The organism is Limnohabitans curvus, assembly GCF_003063475.1.
GTDB classification, from domain to species: Bacteria; Pseudomonadota; Gammaproteobacteria; order Burkholderiales; family Burkholderiaceae_C; genus Limnohabitans; species Limnohabitans curvus.
Map to the genome: position 1 here is coordinate 2,404,829 of NZ_NESP01000001.1, position 21,457 is coordinate 2,426,285.

Consider the following 21,457-nt stretch of genomic DNA (forward strand, 5'->3'; position numbering starts at 1 on the left):
CTCGGAGGGACTTTGAAGAAGATCCAAAAATCCAACAAGCTGTCCAACGTCTGTTATGACATTCGCGGTCCCATCATGGACCGAGCGCGTCAAATGGAGGAGGAAGGCCACAAGATCATCAAACTCAACATCGGCAATTTGGCCGTGTTTGGCTTTGATGCGCCTGAAGAAATTCAGCAAGACATGATCCGTAACCTGCCCACCTCGGCGGGCTATTCGGACAGCAAAGGCATTTTTGGTGCCCGCAAAGCGGTGATGCACGAGACGCAAAAGCAAGGCATCAAAGGCGTCACGCTTGATGACATTTACCTTGGCAACGGCGCGAGCGAGCTCATCGTCATGGCCACCAATGGTTTGCTCAACAACGGTGATGAGCTGTTGTTGCCTGCGCCTGACTATCCGTTGTGGACAGCGGCGGTCAGCTTGTCTGGCGGCACACCTGTGCACTATGTATGTGATGAGTCGAATGGCTGGATGCCTGACATTGAAGACATTCGTTCGAAGATCACCAAGAACACCAAGGGCATTGTGGTCATCAACCCCAATAACCCGACGGGTGCTTTGTACTCAGACGAGTTGCTGATGCAAATCGTCGAGCTCGCACGCAAACACGGTTTGATCATTTTTGCGGACGAGGTGTATGACAAGGTGTTGTACGACGGTGTCAAACACACGCCCATCGCCAGCTTGAGCGAAGACGTGTTGACGCTCACCTTCAACTCGCTGTCCAAGAGCTATCGCTCATGCGGCTACCGCGCGGGTTGGTTGGTGGTGTCGGGCGACAAAAAGCCTGCGGCCGATTACATCGAGGGCCTCAACATGCTCTCGAACATGCGCCTGTGCGCCAACGTGCCAGGCCAGTGGGCGATTCAAACCGCCTTGGGTGGCTACCAAAGCATCAACGATTTGGTGGGTGAGGGCGGTCGTTTGCGCAAGCAACGCGACTTGGCCTATGAACTCATCACCGCCATTCCTGGTGTGACGTGCGTGAAGCCGCAAGCCGCGCTGTACATGTTCCCGCGCTTGGACCCCAAGGTGTACCCGATCAAAGACGACCAGCAGTTTTTCTTGGAGTTGCTCCAAGAAACCAAGGTCATGTTGGTGCAGGGCACGGGCTTTAACTGGAAGACCACGGACCACTTCCGTATCGTGTTCTTACCCCACGAAGATGACTTGCGTGAGGCCATCTCACGCATCGCAAAATTCTTAGAAAACTACCGAAATAGAAAAGCATGAAACCGATTCAAGTAGGCCTGTTAGGCATTGGCACTGTGGGCAGCGGCACTTTTGAGGTGCTCAAACGTAACCAAGAAGAAATCCAACGTCGCGCCGGTCGCGGCATTGAAGTCACGATGGTGGCTGACCTCGATGTGGCACGTGCCAAAAGCATCGTGGGTGCGAATGTGCAAGTGGTGGACGACGCGCGCAAAGTCATCGCCAACCCTGACATCGACATCGTGGTCGAGTTGATTGGTGGCTACGGCATTGCCAAGCAACTCGTGCTCGAAGCCATCGATGCGGGTAAGCATGTGGTGACGGCCAACAAGGCATTGCTGGCCGTGCATGGCACAGAAATCTTTGCAGCCGCCCACAAAAAGGGCGTGATGGTGGCGTTTGAAGCCGCGGTTGCTGGCGGTATTCCGATCATCAAAGCTTTGCGTGAAGGCCTGACTGCTAACCGCATTCAATGGTTGGCCGGCATCATCAATGGCACGACCAACTTCATCTTGTCGGAGATGCGCGACAAGGGTTTGACCTTTGACGACGTGCTCAAGCAAGCACAAGCCTTGGGCTATGCCGAAGCCGATCCGACCTTCGACATCGAAGGTGTGGACGCGGCGCACAAAGCCACCCTCATGTCGGCCATCGCGTTTGGCGTGCCTGTGCAGTTTGACAAGGCGTATGTCGAAGGCATCACCAAGCTTGAATCGCAAGACATCAAGTACGCCGAGCAACTGGGTTACCGCATCAAGTTGTTGGGTATTTCCAAGCGCACCGCCGCAGGCATTGAACTGCGCGTGCACCCTTGCTTGGTGCCAGCCAAGCGTTTGATTGCCAACGTCGAGGGCGCGATGAACGCCGTGATGGTGCACGCCGACGCCGTGGGCACGACGCTGTATTACGGCAAAGGTGCGGGCAGTGAGCCTACCGCCAGTGCCGTGATTGCCGACTTGGTGGACATCACACGTTTGCACACCGCAGACCCGTTGAACCGCGTGCCGCATTTGGCCTTCCAGCCTGACGCGATGAGCAACTTACCCATTTTGCCGATGGCCCAAGTGGTCACCAGCTACTACTTGCGCCTGCGCGTGGCAGATCAAGCCGGTGTGCTCGCCAAGGTCACAGGCATTTTGGCTAACGCCGACATCAGCATTGATGCCGTGTTGCAGCGCGAAGCCGGTGAGGGCGAGAGCCACACCGACCTCATCATCTTGACCCACGATTGCGTGGAAGCCAAGATGAATCAAGCCTTGGCTGAAATGCAAAAGCTGACCACCGTGTTGGCCCCGATCACCCGCATCCGCAAAGAAGAGTTGAACTGATGCTGTATTTGTCCACGCGCGGCCACGCCGAGCGCAAGCGTTTTTGTGAAATCCTCCTCGAAGGCTTGGCCCCCGATGGCGGTTTGTATTTGCCCGAGCACTACCCACAGGTGGACGATGCCGCGCTCACGCGTTTGCGCCACACGTTCAATACCCAAGGCTACGCAGCCTTAGCGTTTGAACTGCTGTCGCTCTACATCGACGACATCCCGGCGGCTGACTTGAAAGCCTTGTGCGCCAAGACCTACACCCAAGAGGTGTACGGCACCGAGGCCATCGTGCCGGTGCGCAAGTTAGAAGACGGCTTGTTGGTGGAGGCTTTGTCAAACGGCCCCACGCTCGCGTTCAAAGACATGGCCATGCAACTGCTGGGCAACTTGTTTGAGTACGAGTTGGCCCGCCGTGGCGAAGAACTGAATATTTTTGGTGCGACCAGTGGCGACACGGGCAGCGCCGCCGAATATGCCATGCGCGGCAAAAAAGGTGTGCGCGTGTTCATGACCAGCCCACATGGCCGTATGAGCCCGTTCCAACAAGCGCAAATGTTCAGCTTGATGGACGAGAACATCCACAACATCGCCATCGAAGGCGTGTTTGACGATTGCCAAGATTTGGTGAAAGCCGTGTCCAACGATTTGGACTTCAAAACCAAATACAAAATTGGCACGGTCAACTCCATCAACTGGGCGCGTTTGTTGGCGCAAGTGGTGTACTACTTCGCGGGCTATTTCCAAGCGACCACGGCCAACAGCCAAAAGGTGAGCTTCACCGTGCCCAGTGGCAACTTTGGCAACGTGTGCGCCGGCCATGTGGCCCGCATGATGGGCTTGCCTGTGGACACCTTGGTGGCCGCCACCAACGAAAACGATGTGTTGGACGAGTTCTTCCGTACCGGTGTGTACCGCGTGCGCGGCAGTGCCGACACGCACGAAACCTCCAGCCCGTCGATGGACATTTCCAAGGCCAGCAACTTTGAGCGCTTTGTGTTCGATTTGCTCGGTCGCGATGCGGCACTGACCAAAGACTTGTTCGGTGCGCAAATCTCGAAGAACGGCAAGTTCGACCTGAGCGGCAACCCACACTTTGCAGAAGCTGCAGCACGCTACGGCTTTGCCAGCGGCAAGAGCACACATGCCAACCGTTTGGCCACCATCCAAGACGTGCACAAACGCTTTGGTGAAATGATTGACACCCACACGGCCGACGGCGTGAAAGTGGCGCGTGAACACCTCAAGGCCGGCGTGCCCATGATCGTGTTGGAAACTGCGTTGCCCATCAAATTTGCCGCCACCATCGTGGAAGCCTTGGGCCAAGAGCCCCATCGCCCAGCCAAGTTTGAAGGCATCGAAGCCTTGCCCAAACGCGTGCAGGTGATGAAGGCAGATGTGGCGCAAATCAAAGCCTACATCGCCAAGCATTGCGATCACGCATGAAGGTCGTCGCCTTTGCCGGTTACTCCGGTTCAGGAAAAACCACCTTGGTGGAGCAGCTGATTGGCTGCATGCGCATGCGTGGCTTGCGCGTGTCGGTGGTCAAACACGCGCACCACAACTTTGACATCGATAAACCCGGCAAAGACAGCTGGCGACACCGTGAAGCCGGTGCGTTTGAGGTACTGGTGGCCTCCAACCAACGCTTGGTGTTGCAGCGCCAGTTTGAGCAACCTGCGCAGCTCTCAGTGCATCACTTGTTGGCCGAGGTGTACGACGGTGTGGATTGGGTCTTGGTCGAAGGCTTTAAGAAAAGCGATTTGCTCAAGGTCGAGGTCTGGCGCAAAGCGTCCGAGCAGCCCGTGCGCTACCCTGAAGATGATTTTGTGGTGGCCATTGCCACGGATTCGCCGCAAGACCTGCCAGAGGTCACGCAACGCCCTGTGCTCGATTTGAATGATGCCTACGCCATCACCGAATGGTTGGTGGCCAATGAAGACCGTTTCGAATACAACCCGCCTTTGCTATGACCCGTCCTGCTTTGCTTTCACTCGATGACGCTTTGCCGCAATTGCTGGCGCAAGCTCGTGCATTGACTGGCGTGCAATTGGTGTCCACCTTTGACGCTGATGGCCGCGTGCTCGCGCGAGACGTGGTTGCGGCCTTGCAAGTGCCACCACAAGACAACAGCTCGATGGATGGCTATGCGCTGCGTGCAGCAGATTGCGCGCAAGCAGGTGCGGTGCTGCGCGTGACGCAGCGCATACCCGCAGGCACACACGGTACGCAGCTCAATGCAGGCGAAGCTGCACGCATCTTCACAGGCGCGCCCATCCCCCCTGGTGCGGATGCCGTGGTGATGCAAGAAGACTGCGACGCTTTAGAGAGCGAGCAAGTTCAAGTGACCAAGGCAGTGCCTGCAGGGCAGTGGATTCGCCGTTCGGGTGAAGACGTCACACGCGGTGCCACGGTGCTCAGCCAAGGCACGCGCTTGACGCCTGCTGAGCTGGGTTTGGCCGCCAGCATTGGCTTGGCGCAGTTGCAGGTGTCTGCACGTCCGCGCGTGGCTTTGTTCTCGACGGGTGATGAGCTGGTCATGCCCGGCGATGTGGCGCCTGAAGCCATGCCTGCTGGTGCGATTTACAACTCCAACCGTTTTTTCTTGCGCGCCATGTTGCAGCGCTTGGGTTGCGAGGTGACCGACCTGGGCATCGTGCCCGACAAGCGCGACGCCACCATTGCCGCTTTGCGTGATGCAGCTTTGCACCACGATTTGATTTTGACCAGCGGTGGTGTGTCGGTGGGTGAAGAAGATCACATCAAACCTGCGGTGGAGAGCTTGGGCGAATTGAACCTGTGGCAACTCGCCATCAAGCCCGGTAAACCGTTTGCCTATGGCAAGGTGAACCGTGAAGCACAAGCTGACGCTTGCCACTTCATGGGCTTGCCCGGCAACCCTGTGTCCAGCTTTGTGACCTTCTTGTTGTTGGTGCGCCCCTTTGTGTTGGCCTTGCAAGGTGTGACGAAGACCGACATCACACGCACCGACATGACGGCGCACTTCGACTGGCCCCGCGCTGACAAGCGCCGTGAGTTTTTGCGTGTCAAACGCAACGCACAAGGCGGCCTCGATTTGTTCCCCAATCAAAGCTCTGGCGTGCTCACGTCGGCGGTGTGGGGCGATGGCGTGGTGGATAACCCCGCTGGGCAAACCATTTCAAAAGGCGATACCGTTCGCTTTATTTCCTTTGCGGAGTGGCTGGCATGACTGAAACGCCTCACGTGACTTTGAATGTCAATCTCAAATACTTTGCGTCCATTCGCGAAGCCATCGGGCAGGGCGGTGAAACCGTGCGTACGCAAGCCACCACGCTCAACGCTTTGCGTGATGAGTTATTGGCGCGCGGCGGTGCTTATGCGGAGGTATTGGCACCTGGCCGCGCTGTGCGCACGGCTTTGAACCAAGATTTGTGTGACGGCGACGCGGCCCTCAGCGAAGGTTGCGAAGTCGCGTTCTTTCCACCCGTGACCGGCGGCTAAACCTTCAGCAATTTCGCGAGGCGATTGATGACTTTCACTGTCAGCATCCAAACCCAAGACTTTGATGTGAGCCAAGAGCTCTCGGCTTTGCGTGCGGGTGATGCGCGCGTTGGGGCCGTATGCTCTTTTCTAGGCACGGTGCGTGAGCGCAACGATGGCAGCTCGGTGGCCAGCATGGAACTTGAGCACTACCCCGGCATGACCGAGAAGTCCATCGCCGCCATGATGGAAGAAGCGAAGCAGCGCTTTGACATCTTTGCGGCCCGCGTGATTCACCGCGTGGGTTTGTTGCAGCCCGAAGACCAAATTGTGTTTGTGGCGGTGACCTCGGCGCACCGCGGCGAGAGCTTCAAGGCCTGTGAGTTTTTGATGGACTACCTTAAAACACAGGCACCTTTTTGGAAAAAAGAAGTCACCCCCGAAGGCGCGCGCTGGGTGGATGCGCGTGTGAGCGATGACCAAGCCTTGGCGCGCTGGGGCATTGAAGCGAGCAATTCCGTCGCGCCGTAGCGGTGTGTGCCAGCGCACGGATGGTTGGGCTGGTGGATGGTTGAATGTGTGGTGCTTTGACCCACGTCAAGGTCATTGGCTTTCCTGCCACTTGAAATAGCAGGTGGCAGCCTCAAATATTGACTAATTCAACAAAGTTCTCGGAGTTTCCATGCGTATTGACAAACTCACCACCAAGTTCCAAGAAGCCTTGGGCGATGCACAGTCGCTCGCCCTCGGGGGCGACCACGCCTACATCGAACCCTCCCACGTGTTAGTCGCCATGCTGCGCCAAGACGATGGGCCTAAATCGCTTTTGCAGCGCGCAGGTGCCAATGTGTCGGGCCTGTTGTCGTCTGCCGAAGATGCGATGAACCGCTTGCCCAAAGTCGAAGGTCAAGACCAGGTGCAAGTGGGGCGCGACACCGTGTCCTTGATTCAGGCTGCGGAAAAAGAAGCCATCAAACGTGGCGACCAATTTGTGGCCAGTGAATTGTTCTTGCTCGCTCTGTGCGACAACAAAGGCAACTGGGGCAAGCTCGCCACGCAAAACGGTTTGAGCCGTAAGTCTTTGGAGGCGGCGGTCACGGCGGTGCGTGGTGGCCAAAAAGTGGACAACGCAGAGAGCGAAGGCCAGCGCGAGTCGCTCAAAAAATACTGCATGGATTTGACCGAGCGCGCCCGTCAAGGCAAGCTCGATCCTGTGATTGGCCGCGACGATGAAATTCGTCGCGCCATTCAGGTGCTGCAACGTCGTAGCAAAAACAACCCTGTGCTCATCGGTGAGCCAGGTGTGGGCAAGACCGCAATTGTGGAGGGCTTGGCCCAACGCATCGTGGCAGGCGAGGTGCCCGATTCCCTCAAAGGCAAACGCGTGTTGTCGCTCGACATGGCCGCTTTGTTGGCCGGTGCGAAATACCGCGGCGAGTTTGAAGAGCGCTTGAAAAGCGTGCTCAAAGAGTTGGCGCAAGACGAAGGCCAAACCATTGTGTTCATCGACGAGCTGCACACCATGGTGGGCGCTGGCAAGGCCGATGGCGCGATGGATGCGGGCAACATGCTCAAGCCCGCCTTGGCGCGCGGCGAGCTGCACTGCGTGGGCGCCACCACCTTGGACGAATACCGCAAGTACATTGAAAAAGATGCAGCCTTAGAGCGTCGTTTTCAAAAGATCATTGTGGGCGAGCCTTCGGTCGAGGCAACGATTGCGATTCTGCGCGGCTTGCAAGAGAAGTACGAAGTGCACCATGGTGTCGAGATTACCGACCCCGCCATCGTGGCGGCAGCCGAGTTGAGCCACCGCTACATCACCGACCGTTTCTTGCCCGACAAAGCGATTGATTTGATTGACGAGGCCGCCGCCAAAATCAAAATTGAAATCGACTCCAAGCCTGAGGTGATGGACAAGCTAGACCGTCGCCTGATTCAGCTCAAGATTGAGCGCGAAGCTGTGCGCAAAGAAAAAGACGAAGCTTCACAAAAGCGCATGGAGTTGCTTGAAGAAGAGATTGAAAAGATTGGCAAAGAGTACGCCGACCTCGATGAAATTTGGAAGGCTGAAAAGTCATCTGCTCACGGTGGTGCGCAAATCAAAGAAGAGATTGATCGTCTGCGTCATCAAATTGAAGAACTCACCCGCAAGGGCGATTTCAACAAAGTGGCCGAGTTGCAATACGGCAAATTGCCCGAGCTTGAAAAGCGGATGAAAGAAGCCAACGCCCGCGAAAGCGGCAAGACGGCTGCAGCCGGTGGCCATCGCTTGCTGCGCACACAAGTGGGCGCTGAAGAAATTGCCGAAGTGGTGGCACGCGCCACGGGCATTCCTGTGTCCAAGCTGATGCAGGGCGAGCGCGACAAGCTCTTGCAAATGGAAGACAAGTTGCATGACCGTGTGGTGGGCCAAGAAGAAGCCATCACCGCTGTGGCCAACGCCATTCGACGTTCACGCGCGGGCTTGGGCGACCCTAACCGTCCTACAGGCTCGTTCTTGTTCCTTGGCCCAACGGGTGTGGGTAAGACTGAGCTTTGCAAGGCCTTGGCAGGTTTCTTGTTTGACAGCGAAGACCACATGATTCGCATCGACATGAGCGAGTTCATGGAGAAGCACTCGGTCAGCCGCTTGGTGGGCGCGCCTCCCGGCTACGTGGGCTACGACGAAGGTGGCTACTTGACCGAGGCCGTGCGTCGCAACCCCTACAGCGTGTTGTTGCTGGATGAGGTGGAGAAGGCGCATCCCGATGTGTTCAACATCTTGTTGCAGGTGCTCGACGATGGCCGCTTGACCGATGGCCAAGGCCGCACGGTGGACTTTAAAAACACCGTCATCGTGATGACGTCCAACATTGGCTCGCCCATCATCCAGAGCATGGTGGGGCAAGACGCGCAAGACATCAAAGATGCCGTGTGGGATGAGCTCAAGTCGCACTTCCGTCCTGAGTTCTTGAACCGTATTGACGAGACCGTGGTGTTCCACGCTTTGGATGCCGAGCACATTGCCAGCATCGCGGGTATTCAGCTCAAGATTTTGGGCGCACGTTTGACCAAGATGGACTTGACCTTGGAGGTGTCGCCTGCCGCTTTGGCTGAGCTGGCCAAGGTGGGCTTTGACCCTGTGTTTGGTGCGAGGCCTTTGAAGCGCGCCATTCAGCAGCGCATCGAAAACCCATTGTCCAAATTGTTGTTGGAAGGCAAGTTCTTGCCCAAAGACACGATTGCGGTCAACGTGGACCCCGTGCGTGCGCCAGGTGAATTTGCCTTCACCAAAGCCGAGGTTTGACCCTAGGTAGCTGATGGGGCTTGTCCCTTGTTGGGTCAGGGGGCTTGTCCCCCACTGGACGGCGGCAAACAAGCGCAGCAGTTAGGATGCTTTCATTCTTTCTGTTGCGCTTTTTTATGACAACTTTGAACCCCGCATCCCACCCTTGGCGCGATGACGCTGCCGTCATTGGCTTGGTGGGTATTGCCCACGCCAGTTCTCACTTCTCGCACCTGTTGTTGCCGCTCATGTTCCCTGTGTTCATGAGCACGTTTGGTTTGAGCTACTCAGAGCTTGGTTTTCTGATGACGGTCTTTTTCGTCGTCTCGGGCATCGGGCAAGCTTCGGCTGGTTTTGTGGTCGACCGTTTTGGCGCACGTCCTGTGTTGTTTGCTTCATTGGTCATTTTGGCTGCCGGCTGTCTGACCGTGGCGGTGGCGCAAAGCTATTTGGGTTTGATGCTGGGGGCTGCTTGTTTGGGGCTTGGCAACTGTGCTTTTCACCCTGTTGATTTCACCATTCTGAATCAGAAGGTATCGCCCCCGCGATTGGGCTATGCCTTCAGTGCGCACGGATTGACGGGTAATTTGGGCTGGGCCCTTGCGCCTGTGTTCATGGTGGGCTTGAGCGCTGCATTGGGTTGGCGGACGGCTTATGTAGGAGCCGCTGGCTTGTTTTTGGCCATCTTTGTGTTGCTGGTTTGGCAGCGCGAGTTCTTGCTGGCTGAGGTGGTTGATCACAAGCAAGATACCGCGAGCGTGAGCACCCTGGCATTTTTGAAAATTCCCGTGGTGTGGTGGTGCTTTGGTTTCTTTTTGTTGTCCACCATGACTTTGGCTGTGGTGCAAAGCTTTGCTGTCTCGATTCTGCAAGCCATGCACAGCGTGACATTTGAAGCAGCCACCTTTACTTTGACAGCGTACATGTTGTGTGCGGCTGCAGGCATGTTTGTTGGTGGTTTTGTAGCGGCGCGCTGGCCGCGTCACAGTGACAAAGTGGTTGCCAGTTGTATGACAGTTGCCGCTTTATTCATGGCCCTGTGTGGTAGCGGCATCTTTGACGCCACGGCCACAATGACCATCTTGGCGGCTACAGGCTTGGCGATTGGTGTGGGCGGGCCTTCGCGCGACATGATGATCAAAAAGGCGACACCGAAAGGTGCCACAGGTCGGGTTTACGGCATGGTGTATTCAGGCTTAGATGTGGGCTTTGCGATTTCGCCGTTGATTTTTGGTGTGTTCATGGACCATGGCTGGTATGGTGCGACCCTATTGGGCGCTGCCTTGGTGTTGCTGCTGAGTGTGGTGGTCGCCTTAGGCGTTGGACGTCGAACTGTGCAGGCATGAGTTGATCTTTATGCATAAAAAAAAGGGACCGTTAGGTCCCTTTTTTGTTTCAGCAAAACTGAATTACTTCAGGTGTTTGCCGATCAAACCAGCCAACTCAAACATCGTGACTTGAGCTTTGCCGAAGACCGACTTGAGCTTCTCGTCAGCGTTGATGTTGCGCTTGTTCACGCTGTCTTGCAGGCCGTGCTTTTTGATGTATGTCCACATCTTGCTGACCACTTCAGTACGGGGCACTGGCGTGCTACCGATCACTGCGGCCAAAGCGGCGCTTGGCGTGAGAGCCTTCATAAATGCTGCGTTAGGCGTGCGCTTTTTAGCTGGTGCTTTCTTGGCTGCAACTTTTTTCGCTGGGGCTTTTTTAGCAACAACTTTTTTAGCTGCTACTTTCTTAGCAGGAGCAGCTTTCTTTGCCGCAACCTTTTTTGCTGGAGCAGCTTTTTTAGCTGCTACTTTTTTCGCGGGAACAGCTTTCTTTGCTGCTACTTTTTTTGCCGGAGCTTTCTTTGCAGTTGCCATGGTTGATTTCCTTCTAGAAGTGTTTGTTTTCAAGCCTTAGAGATATCGCTCTAAGCCATTGCGGATGCTAATTGAGAACGCACGTCTTTCCAAGCTTAAAACGACTTTTTTCTCTCGAGAATGTTGTTTTTTGTGAGTGTGCTTTGCTGCGCACCGAGTTGATGCGCTCGCACGCCTTATTTGTGATCGAGAGGCACATCGCCTTAATGCTGAAAATACATTTCACATTGCGGTGAATTAACTTGCTGCACTGCAATAATTTTTCTTGATATGAGAAATTGAATTTCATAATTCAGAATATGTTTTGTAACCTGTTGTTTTAATTGAAAATAAATAAATTCTTATATAAGACATAAGAGGTGATTCAACTCTTATAGAAGACTTATAGTTGATCCATCGTCAACAACTTAACTTTCTGGAGTGAACCATGCCTCAATCACTGAACGAACAACTCAGCCGCGAACAACAAATTGCCGCTCTCGAAAAAGACTGGGCCACCAACCCACGCTGGAAAGGCGTGAAGCGTGGGTACTCTGCTGCAGACGTTGTGCGTCTGCGCGGCAGCATGCCTATCGAACACACACTCGCTAAGCGCGGTGCTGAAAAGCTCTGGGAAAAAGTCAACGGCGGTGCCAAGAAGGGCTACGTCAACGCATTCGGCGCGATCTCTGCTGGTCAAGCCATGCAACAAGCCAAAGCGGGTTTGGAAGCTGTGTATTTGTCAGGCTGGCAAGTGGCTGCTGACGGCAACACGTCAGAGACCATGTATCCAGACCAATCGCTCTACGCGTATGACTCTGTGCCCACCATGGTTCGCCGCATCAACAACACGTTCAAGCGTGCTGACGAAATTCAATGGGGCCGTGGCATCAACCCAGGCGACAAAGAATTCATCGACTACTTCTTGCCCATCGTGGCTGACGCTGAAGCCGGTTTCGGCGGCGTGTTGAACGCGTTCGAATTGATGAAGAACATGATTGCCTCAGGTGCAGCTGGCGTTCACTTCGAAGACCAATTGGCGGCTGTGAAGAAATGCGGTCACATGGGCGGCAAAGTGTTGGTGCCAACACAAGAAGCTTGCGAGAAATTGATCTCTGCACGTTTCGCGGCTGACGTCATGGGTACATCCACCATCGTGTTGGCCCGTACCGATGCTGAAGCGGCTAACTTGATCACCTCTGACCACGACGCCAACGACAAGCCTTTCTTGACCGGCGAGCGCACGCAAGAAGGTTTTTACCGCGTTAAAAACGGTTTGGAACAAGCCATCAGCCGCGGCGTTGCTTACGCTCCCTACGCTGACTTGGTGTGGTGCGAAACAGGCGTGCCAGACATTGGCTTCGCTCGTGAATTCGCACAAGCGGTTCACGCTGCGTGCCCAGGCAAGCTGTTGTCTTACAACTGCTCACCTTCTTTCAACTGGAAGAAAAACCTCAACGACAGCCAAATTGCGTCGTTCCAAGAAGACTTGTCGGCTTTGGGCTACAAGTACCAGTTCATCACCTTGGCTGGTATCCACATCAACTGGTACAACACCTTCCAGTTCGCCAATGCATACGCCAACGGCGAAGGCATGAAGCACTACGTCAACATGGTGCAAGAGCCTGAATTCGCAGCACGCGACAAGGGTTACACCTTCGTGTCACACCAACAAGAAGTGGGCGCAGGCTACTTCGACGACGTGACGACTGTGATCCAAGGCGGTTCATCTTCTGTGAAAGCCCTCACAGGTTCTACGGAAGAAGAGCAGTTCCACTAAGCACTTCAAGTGAGAGATAGCCTGAGAGGGCTGTCTCTTGGTTTGTTGAGACCACTCAGCGTGAGAGCGTTGGGTGGTTTTTTATTGGGTAATTTTTGGATGTGGCGTGGCGGTCCATACGATAGATAAATACTCAAACAAGGCCAGATAACTAAAATCATGATTCGAATACATATATCGAAGGTAACCATCTATGAAAAATTTATTTATAACTTTAATTTTTACGGCGGCTGTTGGGAGTGTCTTCGGTCAAGGACATTGCGCAAAAAATGAATTTGGAATCGTTGTTTGTGGAAGAACTCCAGGGGCAGGGGCAGTAGTCAATGAGAGTGGCCGAGTAGTAACGGGGCCCGGGCAGTGTGTAACGGATGAATTGGGGCGTAGTCTGTGTTCTAGAGTGCCTGGCGGTGGTGCGAGAATAAACCCAGCTGGCTTAGCTGTCTGTGATGGCGGTTGTGTGTACGCAAGATAAAAATGGACCGTATCAGTAGGCGGCACAAAAAGGCTCAACAGGGTTGAGGCCGCTCAGCGCGCAGGCGTTGGATGATTTTTGTTGGGTGATTGATGGCAGTGACAACCAATAGCTGAAATACATCATCCCTTTGCTGCTTCTCACCGAGGCACGTAAGAGGGAGATCTTGGAGGCTCGATGGGAGTAGCTTTGAGCGGCAAACTCTTCGTGTACCCCCTGAGCAAGTCAGGCAAGTCACGATTCGTGCCTCTGTCTGGTGCCGCTATATCGATCCTTGAGAGGGTGCCACGCATTGCTGGTTGTCCATTTGTGTTTGTGAATCCCCAAACCCTCAAGCCTTTCACCAACATCTATTTCAGTTGGAACAACGTTAGGCAGAGGGTAGGGCTTCCAAATGTTCGACTGCATGATCTTCGCCACACCTATGCAAGCAACCTAGTGAACTCGGGAACGAGCATCTATGTTGTGAGTCGAGCGCTGGGGCATGCGTCGCTCAAGAACACAGAGCGCTTTCGCATCTATCGCAAGAGACGCTTTCGGCTGCGGCTGATTCGGTGGCTCAAGCTATTGATGTGAACTGGGACGCTGTCGGATTAGCCAGTTAGGAAACCCCGGCTCACTTGTTCGCAGGTGGGCTGGGTGTTAAGTTGAACTCGCCCGTCACAATATTGGTAAAAATGTAAGTATTTTAAAAAGTAGCCTTTTATGACAGATGGCATTCCCCCAAATCAGTAGACAAATATGATGTCAAAACTGAAATGGAGAATTGCAAATGCAACGAGCGAAATATGCCCCTGAGTTCAAAGACGAGGCAGTCAAACAAGTCATCGATAAAGGCCACTCGGTTGTCGATGTAGCCAAGCGACTAGGCATTGCTGAAGGTGTTCTGTACACGTGGGTCAGTAAGTTCAAAAAGGCTGATGAACCATCTACCAACGATCTAAAGGTGCTGCAAGCCGAGATGGCCAAGCTCAAGGCTGAGCTAAGACGCACTACCGAGGAGCGCGATATCCTAAAAAAGGCCGCCGCGTACTTTGCAAAGCAGTCCGGGTGAAGTACGCATTTATTCAAGCCCACCGATCCGAATTCAAACTCACCAGCATGTGCCGCGTTCTCAAAGTTCACCGCAGCGGCTACTACGCTTGGCTGCATGAGCCGCTCTCAGCAAGGGCAAGAGCCAATGAGGTGTTGACGGCAAAGATCAAAGAGTTCTACGACCAGAGCATGGGCATCTACGGCAGTCCGCGCATCTTCTGTGACCTGCGTGAAGCTGGCGTGGCTTGTAGCGAAAACCGTGTGGCGCGGCTGATGCGTGTGGCTCAAATCAAATCAGTTCGAGGCTACAAACGCCCTAGGTACAAAGTGGGCAAGCCTTCATTGGTTGCGCCCAACCAGTTGCAGCGCCAGTTCCAACACGACGAACCCGACCAAGCTTGGGTGACGGACATCACGTATATCCGCACACATGAAGGGTGGCTGTATTTGGCGGCTGTACTAGATTTGCATTCGCGTGCGGTGGTGGGATGGAGTATGGGCCCACGCATGCAGACGAGCTTGGTGCTGGATGCATTGACGATGGCGGTGTGGCGCAGAAGGCCAAAGGACTCAGTGATCATCCATTCTGACCAGGGTAGCCAATTTGGCAGCGATGAGTTCAACCGCTGGTGCAAAGACAACCGACTGAGCCCGAGCATGAGCCGTCGAGGCAACTGCTGGGATAACGCGGTTGCTGAATCGTTCTTCAGTAATTTGAAGAGCGAACAAATCAAGAAGCGGATTTACCAAACTCGGGCTGAAGCTAAGTCGGACATCTTCGATTACATCGAGGGTTTCTACAATCGAGTTCGACGCCATAAGCACCTCGATCAACTCAGCCCCTATGAGTTCGAGCGGCAGCGTCAAACTGCGCTATGAAAAGTGTCTAGAGGTTTGGGGGAATGCCAAGAACCAGTGCATCGTTCATTGTTATTTTTGATCCCATTATTGATTGTTGGATTACAAGCGCTTATTGGTTTTGGCGTTTACCAAGCTTTCCCTGATTGGGCCACTCGTGGGCAATTTGGAGATGTATTTGGCGTAGTGAATGCGCTCTTCTCGGGATTGGCCTTTGCTGGTCTTATTTACACCGTTTTTTTGCAAAGGGAAGAACTTTCGCTTCAGCGCAAAGAGCTTGAACTAACCAGGCTTGAACTGCAACGCACTGCAAAGGCACAAGAGCAATCAGAGATAGCTTTGAGGGCTCAAGCAGAAGCTGCATTGCAATCGGCACGCTTGACCACTACAAATGCGTTACTAGAGCACTACAGAGTTGAACTGTCGCGTTTCAAAATGCTGAATCTTCCTGGGAGCGATCCTCGTCGCGTTCAAGTTAAAGAGTTGGAAGTTCGAGAGCAAACATTGCTTGCGATATTGGATTCGTTGTATGTTCAGATATCTTCAGAGGAGATCGGAAATGAGTAATTTTGAAATTGGTGCAGTTGTTCAATTAAAGAGCGGAGGCCCTTTGATGACCGTTCACAAACAAGATGATTATTCGCCTACGGGGCCTAACCCTGGGCTGCTTTGCGTCTGGTTTGACGGCGCTAAGCGAGTGGAGGACGTTTTTGATCCACGCACTCTTGCGCTTTATGAGCGCTAACATTTTGCGGATCTTTCCTAACTGAAAAGTAGAGGCGGATGTCTTCAAGGCAATTCAGAGCAGCGTGACAAAAACGTTGATAATTTTCCCCTCCACCTCTACCGATAGGTGCCCATCTGCCAGTGATGGGGATTTGGTGGGAGGCTTACTCATAAGGAGCTTGGCGTGGGTGATAAGAAAATTCAGCTCAGTTTCTGATGTGACTTTGGGAGGTCGGTGGGTGGTGCATTTTTAGCGCCCCCATTTTTGGCCTAACTCTATGAAATCTTTGGATTTTTCAACTGGCTCCGAAGATTCAACACATTCCAGTTTGCCAATGCATACGCCAACGGCGAAGGCATGAAGCACTACGTCAACATGGTGCAAGAGCCTGAATTCGCAGCACGCGACAAGGGTTACACCTTCGTGTCACACCAACAAGAAGTGGGCGCAGGCTACTTCGACGACGTGACCACTGTGATCCAAGGCGGTTCATCTTCTGTGAAGGCTTTGACAGGTTCTACTGAAGAAGAGCAGTTCCACTAAGCTCTTCAATTGAGAGATGGCCTGAAAGGGCTGTCTCTTGGATTGAACAAGGTTTGAGACCACTCAACGCGCGAGCGTTGGGTGGTTTTTTATTTGGCTGATCAGCGCTTGCACTTGTAGACCGCAAATACCTGCTTCCCGAATTCAGGCGTTGCGTCTTTCACCAGTGTGTCGCCACCTAGTTCAATGGCATTGTTTTGACCAAGCTGCAGCAAGTTGGCTTCCACGGCATTGGCGTCACGGTTGTAGATGCCGACTTTGGTGACGACGCTGACGTTGACCTTGCCCAATGGTCTGCAAGTCGTGACTTGACTTGTTTTCATCAACAGTACGCGCTCCGAGCCTTCTGCAGGTTTTAGAAAAGTATTTGCACAGCCCGTGAGAAGGGCGGTACTCATGCAGGCTGCTGCAATGTATGGATTCATGGCGTTATCGCTTGTGATGTGGCTTTGTTTTTGATGATACCCATGCCCTGAGTGCCCATCGCGAGGGGCGTAAAATCAGTGTTTTACTGCGATTTAAATTAAATACACATGGTTCAGATTACTCTCCCCGACGGTTCGCAACGTGAATTTCCAGGCCCCGTGACCGTGGCCGAAGTGGCTGCGTCGATTGGCGCAGGCTTGGCCAAGGCCGCTTTGGCTGGCAAGGTCGATGGCAAGGTGGTGGATACCAGCTTCACGATGAACAGTAATGCGAGTTTGGCGATCATCACGGCCAAAGATGCCGAAGGCTTGGAGGTGATCCGTCACTCCACCGCCCACTTGTTGGCCTATGCGGTGAAAGAGCTGTACCCAGAAGCGCAAGTGACCATTGGCCCCGTCATTGACGACGGCTTTTTCTACGACTTCTCGTTCACACGTGGCTTCACGCCCGAGGACTTGGTGGCCATTGAAAAGCGCATGACCGAGTTGGCTAACAAAGACGAGGCCGTGGTGCGCCGCGTGTTGCCACGCGACGAAGCCGTGGCTTATTTCAAAGGTTTGGGCGAGCATTACAAAGCCGAAATCATTGCCAGCATTCCGAGCAACGAAGACGTGAGCTTGTACCGCGAAGGCGCTTTTGAAGATTTGTGCCGCGGCCCGCACGTGCCAAGCACCGGCAAGCTCAAGCATTTCAAGCTGATGAAAGTGGCGGGCGCCTACTGGCGCGGTGACCACAAAAACGAAATGCTGCAACGCATTTACGGCACGGCTTGGGCCAGCAAAGACGATTTGCAGCTGTATCTCAAGCGCCTCGAAGAGGCTGAGAAGCGCGACCACCGCAAGCTGGGCCGTGAACTTGACTTGTTTCACATCGACGAACACGCCCCTGGTTTGGTGTTCTGGCACCCCAAGGGTTGGACTGTGTGGCAAACCATTGAGCAATACATGCGTCAGGTGTACCGCGACAACGATTACTTCGAAGTCAAAGGCCCACAAATCATTGACAAGTCGCTGTGGGAAAAAACGGGTCACTGGGACAAGTACCGAGACAACATGTTCACCACCGAGTCTGAAAAGCGTGACTATGCTTTGAAGCCGATGAATTGCCCCGGCCACATCTTGATCTTCAAGCAAGGCATCAAGAGCTACCGTGACCTGCCACTGCGCTACGGTGAGTTTGGCCAATGCCACCGCAACGAGCCATCGGGTGGCCTGCACGGCATCATGCGTGTGCGCGGCTTCACGCAAGACGACGGTCATATTTTCTGTACCGAAGACCAAATCTTGCCTGAGTGCGACACCTTCACCAAGGTGCTCAAGAAGGTGTACGAAGACTTCGGTTTCACCGACATCTTGTACAAAGTGTCCACACGCCCCGAAGCTCGCATTGGCTCGGACGACTTGTGGGACAAGGCCGAAAAGGCCTTGATGGACAGCTTGACCGCGGCCGGTTGCGAGTACGTCATCTCCGAAGGCGATGGCGCTTTCTATGGCCCCAAGATCGAATACACGCTCAAAGACGCGATTGGCCGTGAGTGGCAATGCGGCACGATTCAGGTCGACTTCAACCTGTCCGAGCGCTTGGACGCCGAGTACACAGCGGAAGACGGCTCACGCCAACGTCCCGTTATCTTGCACCGCGCGATCGTGGGCAGTATGGAGCGTTTCATCGGAATTTTGATCGAGCAGCACGCTGGCGCCTTGCCCACTTGGCTGGCGCCCACCCAAGTTGCGGTGCTCAATATCACCGATTCACAGGCTGAATATTGCAAAGAAGTTGCGAAAACGCTGCGAAATCAAGGGCTTAGGGTCGATTTAGATCTGCGCAACGAGAAAATCACGTATAAAATACGTGAGCATTCAATGCAAAAGCTTCCCTACATCTTGGTCGTAGGCGACAAAGAGAAGGAAGCTGGCGCCGTCGCAGTGCGCGCCCGAGGCAACCAAGACCTCGGTGTGATGTCCCTCGAAGCCTTCTCTCAAAAGATCGCCTCCGACATCGCTCTCAAAAGCTGATTTCATTGAGAAATTGCCAAGAGTTGTGCGTCGCACACGTGTGTCGGTTTGTTTTTGATTTTTAAGGATAGTCACCATCGCTACAGAATTTCGCGACCGCCGCCAGCGCGAGGAACGCAAACACCGCCTTAACCGGGAAATCATGGCCCCGGAAGTCCGCCTTTCAGGTCCTGACAACGAACCCCTCGGTATCGTGAGCTTGGCTGATGCCTTGCGCATGGCCGGTGAGATCGACGTTGACTTGGTTGAAATTGCCGCCACGGCTGTGCCGCCGGTGTGCCGTTTGATGGACTACGGTAAGTTCAAGTACCAAGAGCAAAAGAAGGCTGCTGAAGCGAAGTCCAAGCAAAAGGTCATCGAGGTCAAGGAAATCAAGTTCCGTCCCGGTACCGATGATGGTGACTACAACATCAAGATGCGCAACATCAAGCGCTTCTTAGATGACGGTGACAAATGCAAGATCACGCTGCGCTTTCGTGGCCGCGAGATCACGCACCAAGAAATCGGTATGGCGCTGTTGCAGCGTATCCGTGATGAGTTGGCGGACCTGATCGTTGTTGAGCAGTTCCCCAAACTCGAAGGGCGTCAGATGATCATGATGATCGCGCCTGGTAAGAAGAAATCGGGTGGCGCCGCCAAACCCGCTGCAGAAGCTGCTCCGGCAGCGTCTGCATAAAAGGCGACGCAAATTAGTGTCTCGGGGCTTCCAAGACTGCACATCGGTGTGCAGGCGCCTCACGAGCACAAATAAAGGAGCATCTAAATGCCCAAAATGAAGACCAAAAGCAGCGCTAAAAAGCGCTTCCGCGTTCGTCCAGGCGGTACCGTTAAACGCGGTCAAGCCTTCAAACGTCACATCTTGACCAAGAAGACGACCAAAAACAAGCGTCACCTCCGTGGTTCAGTGGCTGTGCATGAGACCAACATGGGTCACATGGCGCAAATGCTGCCCAAGTGCGGCCTGTAATTAACTGACGAACAAGGAGAAAAAATATGCCTCGCGTTAAACGTGGTGTTACGGCCCGTGCCCGTCACAAAAAAGTTCTGGCTTTAGCCAAAGGTTTCCGCGGTCGCCGCGGTAACGTCTTCCGCATCGCTAAACAAGCGGTGATGAAGGCTGGTCAATATGCTTACCGCGACCGCCGCACTAAAAAGCGCGTGTTCCGTCAGCTGTGGATCGCTCGTATCAATGCTGCCGCACGTCAATGCGGTCTGACATACAGCCAATTCGCCAACGGCCTGAAAAAGGCAGCGATCGAAATCGACCGCAAGATGTTGGCCGACTTGGCCGTTCACGACATGGCTGCTTTTACCAGCATCGTGAATCAAGTCAAAGCCAAATTGGCCGCTTGATAGCCAAGGGTTAACCACCCACGAGTAAAGGGGTTGGGGCTACACAGCTTCAATCCCTTTTTTGTTTTCTCCTCTCCCCGAATTCTTATGAACGAGTTGGACTCTCTGGTCGCCAGTGCCCAGGCCCTGTTTGCGCAAAGCACCACACCGGCTGATCTTGAAAACGCCAAAGCCCAGTTCTTGGGCAAGTCAGGCCGCATCACCGAGATGATGAAGGGCATGGCCGCCTTGAGCGTCGAAGAAAAGAAATCGACCGGTGCCGCCATCAACGTGGCCAAGCAAGCGATTGAAGCTGCCCTCACGGCCCGCCGCCAAGCTTTGGCTGATGCCGAGCTCGAGACCCAACTCAAAGCCGAAGCCCTCGACGTGACCTTGCCCGGTCGCGCTCGCATGGCTGGCGGTTTGCACCCCGTGACCATCACGCTCGAACGCGTCGAAGCCATTTTTGGCTCGATGGGTTTTGAAGTGGCCCAAGGTCCAGAGATCGAAACCGACTGGTTCAATTTCACCGCGCTCAACACGCCTGAAGACCACCCCGCACGCTCCATGCACGACACCTTCTATGTGGAAGGTGGCAGCGCCGAAGCGCCCAATTTGCTGCGCACACACACCAGCCCCATGCAAGTGCGCCACGCCGTGCAACACGTCAAGCGCTACCAAGCGCGTTTGGATGCCGGTCAAGGCATGCCCGAAATTCGCGTCATCGCCCCAGGCCGCACCTACCGTGTGGACAGCGATGCCACGCATTCGCCCATGTTCCACCAATGCGAAGGCTTGTGGATTGGCGAGAACGTGAGTTTCAAAGACCTCAAAGTGGTCATCACCGATTTCTGCCGCACCTATTTTGAGAGCGACGATTTGGTGCTGCGCTTCCGCCCCAGCTTCTTCCCATTCACCGAGCCCAGCGCTGAGATTGACATCCAATTCCAAAGCGGTGCTTTGGCGGGCCGTTGGCTCGAAGTGGGGGGCTCAGGCCAAGTGCATCCGAACGTGGTGCGCAACATGGGCCTCGACCCTGAACGTTTCATCGGCTTTGCCTTTGGCATGGGCATGGACCGTTTCACCATGCTGCGTTACGGCGTGAACGACTTGCGCTTGTTCTTCGATGGCGACATTCGCTTCTTGAGCCAGTTCCAATAATTTCACG

Annotated in this window: 21 protein-coding genes and 1 pseudogene; 20 read left to right on the forward strand and 2 right to left on the reverse strand. The window is 54.2% G+C overall.

The features are described from left to right. Positions 1 to 12 precede the first annotated feature (12 nt). The 9 genes from B9Z44_RS12110 to B9Z44_RS12150 all read left to right on the forward strand — a co-directional run bounded on the left by B9Z44_RS12110 (position 13) and on the right by B9Z44_RS12150 (position 10,603). Complete coding sequence (locus B9Z44_RS12110; protein ID WP_108358965.1) at positions 13 to 1,236, forward strand: pyridoxal phosphate-dependent aminotransferase; 1,224 nt, start codon at positions 13 to 15, stop codon at positions 1,234 to 1,236. After that, on the forward strand, positions 1,233 to 2,543 hold the full coding sequence (locus tag B9Z44_RS12115) for a homoserine dehydrogenase (protein ID WP_108358964.1): 1,311 nt from the start codon (positions 1,233 to 1,235) through the stop codon (positions 2,541 to 2,543). Before B9Z44_RS12110 ends, B9Z44_RS12115 begins: the two co-directional genes overlap by 4 nt. Then, complete coding sequence (thrC, locus tag B9Z44_RS12120) at positions 2,543 to 3,976, forward strand: threonine synthase (RefSeq protein ID WP_108358963.1); 1,434 nt, start codon at positions 2,543 to 2,545, stop codon at positions 3,974 to 3,976. Before B9Z44_RS12115 ends, thrC begins: the two co-directional genes overlap by 1 nt. Then, positions 3,973 to 4,503: a molybdopterin-guanine dinucleotide biosynthesis protein B gene (mobB, locus tag B9Z44_RS12125; RefSeq protein WP_108358962.1), complete on the forward strand. Its 531-nt coding sequence runs from the start codon at positions 3,973 to 3,975 to the stop codon at positions 4,501 to 4,503. Before thrC ends, mobB begins: the two co-directional genes overlap by 4 nt. Further along, positions 4,500 to 5,741, forward strand: coding sequence for a molybdopterin molybdotransferase MoeA (locus B9Z44_RS12130; protein WP_108402550.1), 1,242 nt, complete (start codon positions 4,500 to 4,502; stop codon positions 5,739 to 5,741). The genes mobB and B9Z44_RS12130 overlap by 4 nt, the downstream gene beginning before the upstream one ends. Continuing rightward, entirely contained in the window at positions 5,738 to 6,013 is a 276-nt protein-coding gene (gene moaD / locus B9Z44_RS12135; RefSeq protein ID WP_170108502.1) for a molybdopterin converting factor subunit 1, read from the forward strand. Before B9Z44_RS12130 ends, moaD begins: the two co-directional genes overlap by 4 nt. 27 nt (positions 6,014 to 6,040) lie before the next feature. After that, complete coding sequence (gene moaE, locus B9Z44_RS12140) at positions 6,041 to 6,523, forward strand: molybdopterin synthase catalytic subunit MoaE (protein WP_108358959.1); 483 nt, start codon at positions 6,041 to 6,043, stop codon at positions 6,521 to 6,523. A 151-nt stretch (positions 6,524 to 6,674) separates the two neighbouring features. Further along, complete coding sequence (gene clpB / locus B9Z44_RS12145; RefSeq protein WP_108358958.1) at positions 6,675 to 9,278, forward strand: ATP-dependent chaperone ClpB; 2,604 nt, start codon at positions 6,675 to 6,677, stop codon at positions 9,276 to 9,278. A 116-nt stretch (positions 9,279 to 9,394) separates the two neighbouring features. Then, on the forward strand, positions 9,395 to 10,603 hold the full coding sequence (locus B9Z44_RS12150) for an MFS transporter (protein ID WP_108358957.1): 1,209 nt from the start codon (positions 9,395 to 9,397) through the stop codon (positions 10,601 to 10,603). A 63-nt stretch (positions 10,604 to 10,666) separates the two neighbouring features. Here the strand turns inward: B9Z44_RS12150 and B9Z44_RS12155 are convergent, their stop codons facing one another. Further along, positions 10,667 to 11,122, reverse strand: a complete 456-nt coding sequence (locus B9Z44_RS12155) for an SWIB/MDM2 domain-containing protein (RefSeq protein WP_108358956.1) — start codon at positions 11,120 to 11,122, stop codon at positions 10,667 to 10,669. Between the two features lie 427 nt (positions 11,123 to 11,549). Here B9Z44_RS12155 and aceA point away from each other — a divergent pair, with 427 nt between their 5' ends. From aceA to B9Z44_RS12185, 6 genes and pseudogenes are all read left to right on the forward strand, one after another. After that, positions 11,550 to 12,881, forward strand: a complete 1,332-nt coding sequence (gene aceA / locus B9Z44_RS12160) for an isocitrate lyase (protein WP_108358955.1) — start codon at positions 11,550 to 11,552, stop codon at positions 12,879 to 12,881. A gap of 649 nt (positions 12,882 to 13,530) precedes the next feature. Next, positions 13,531 to 13,929, forward strand: a complete 399-nt coding sequence (locus B9Z44_RS15480; protein WP_108402551.1) for a site-specific integrase — start codon at positions 13,531 to 13,533, stop codon at positions 13,927 to 13,929. A 196-nt stretch (positions 13,930 to 14,125) separates the two neighbouring features. After that, positions 14,126 to 15,267, forward strand: a protein-coding gene (locus tag B9Z44_RS12170; protein WP_211308669.1) for an IS3 family transposase whose coding sequence is annotated in 2 segments (ribosomal slippage) — positions 14,126 to 14,372 and positions 14,372 to 15,267 — 1,143 coding nt in all. Because the reading frame shifts where the segments join, the coding sequence is not laid out codon by codon here. A 36-nt stretch (positions 15,268 to 15,303) separates the two neighbouring features. Further along, on the forward strand, positions 15,304 to 15,813 hold the full coding sequence (locus B9Z44_RS12175; RefSeq protein WP_146180620.1) for a hypothetical protein: 510 nt from the start codon (positions 15,304 to 15,306) through the stop codon (positions 15,811 to 15,813). Continuing rightward, entirely contained in the window at positions 15,806 to 15,991 is a 186-nt protein-coding gene (locus tag B9Z44_RS12180; protein WP_108402553.1) for a YodC family protein, read from the forward strand. Before B9Z44_RS12175 ends, B9Z44_RS12180 begins: the two co-directional genes overlap by 8 nt. 294 nt (positions 15,992 to 16,285) lie before the next feature. Further along, a pseudogene (locus B9Z44_RS12185) lies at positions 16,286 to 16,516 on the forward strand (isocitrate lyase); the annotation flags it as partial. A 101-nt stretch (positions 16,517 to 16,617) separates the two neighbouring features. Here B9Z44_RS12185 and B9Z44_RS12190 read toward each other — a convergent pair. Then, a complete protein-coding gene (locus tag B9Z44_RS12190) occupies positions 16,618 to 16,941 on the reverse strand; it encodes a DUF4156 domain-containing protein (RefSeq protein WP_108402554.1) in 324 nt (107 codons plus the stop codon). A 108-nt stretch (positions 16,942 to 17,049) separates the two neighbouring features. Between B9Z44_RS12190 and thrS the strand changes: the two genes are divergently transcribed. The 5 genes from thrS to pheS all read left to right on the forward strand — a co-directional run bounded on the left by thrS (position 17,050) and on the right by pheS (position 21,450). Next, complete coding sequence (gene thrS, locus B9Z44_RS12195; RefSeq protein WP_108402555.1) at positions 17,050 to 18,957, forward strand: threonine--tRNA ligase; 1,908 nt, start codon at positions 17,050 to 17,052, stop codon at positions 18,955 to 18,957. 67 nt (positions 18,958 to 19,024) lie between these two features. Then, on the forward strand, positions 19,025 to 19,633 hold the full coding sequence (gene infC, locus B9Z44_RS12200) for a translation initiation factor IF-3 (RefSeq protein WP_108282354.1): 609 nt from the start codon (positions 19,025 to 19,027) through the stop codon (positions 19,631 to 19,633). An 87-nt stretch (positions 19,634 to 19,720) separates the two neighbouring features. Further along, a complete protein-coding gene (gene rpmI / locus B9Z44_RS12205) occupies positions 19,721 to 19,924 on the forward strand; it encodes a 50S ribosomal protein L35 (protein ID WP_100134218.1) in 204 nt (67 codons plus the stop codon). 26 nt (positions 19,925 to 19,950) lie between these two features. After that, positions 19,951 to 20,310 (forward strand): 50S ribosomal protein L20, encoded by a 360-nt coding sequence (gene rplT, locus B9Z44_RS12210; protein ID WP_108282356.1) that lies wholly within the window; start codon positions 19,951 to 19,953, stop codon positions 20,308 to 20,310. Between the two features lie 87 nt (positions 20,311 to 20,397). Continuing rightward, positions 20,398 to 21,450 carry a phenylalanine--tRNA ligase subunit alpha gene (gene pheS / locus B9Z44_RS12215; protein ID WP_100134216.1) on the forward strand — a complete coding sequence of 351 codons (1,053 nt, stop codon included), beginning with the start codon at positions 20,398 to 20,400 and terminating at the stop codon, positions 21,448 to 21,450. The last annotated feature ends 7 nt before the right edge of the window (positions 21,451 to 21,457 follow it).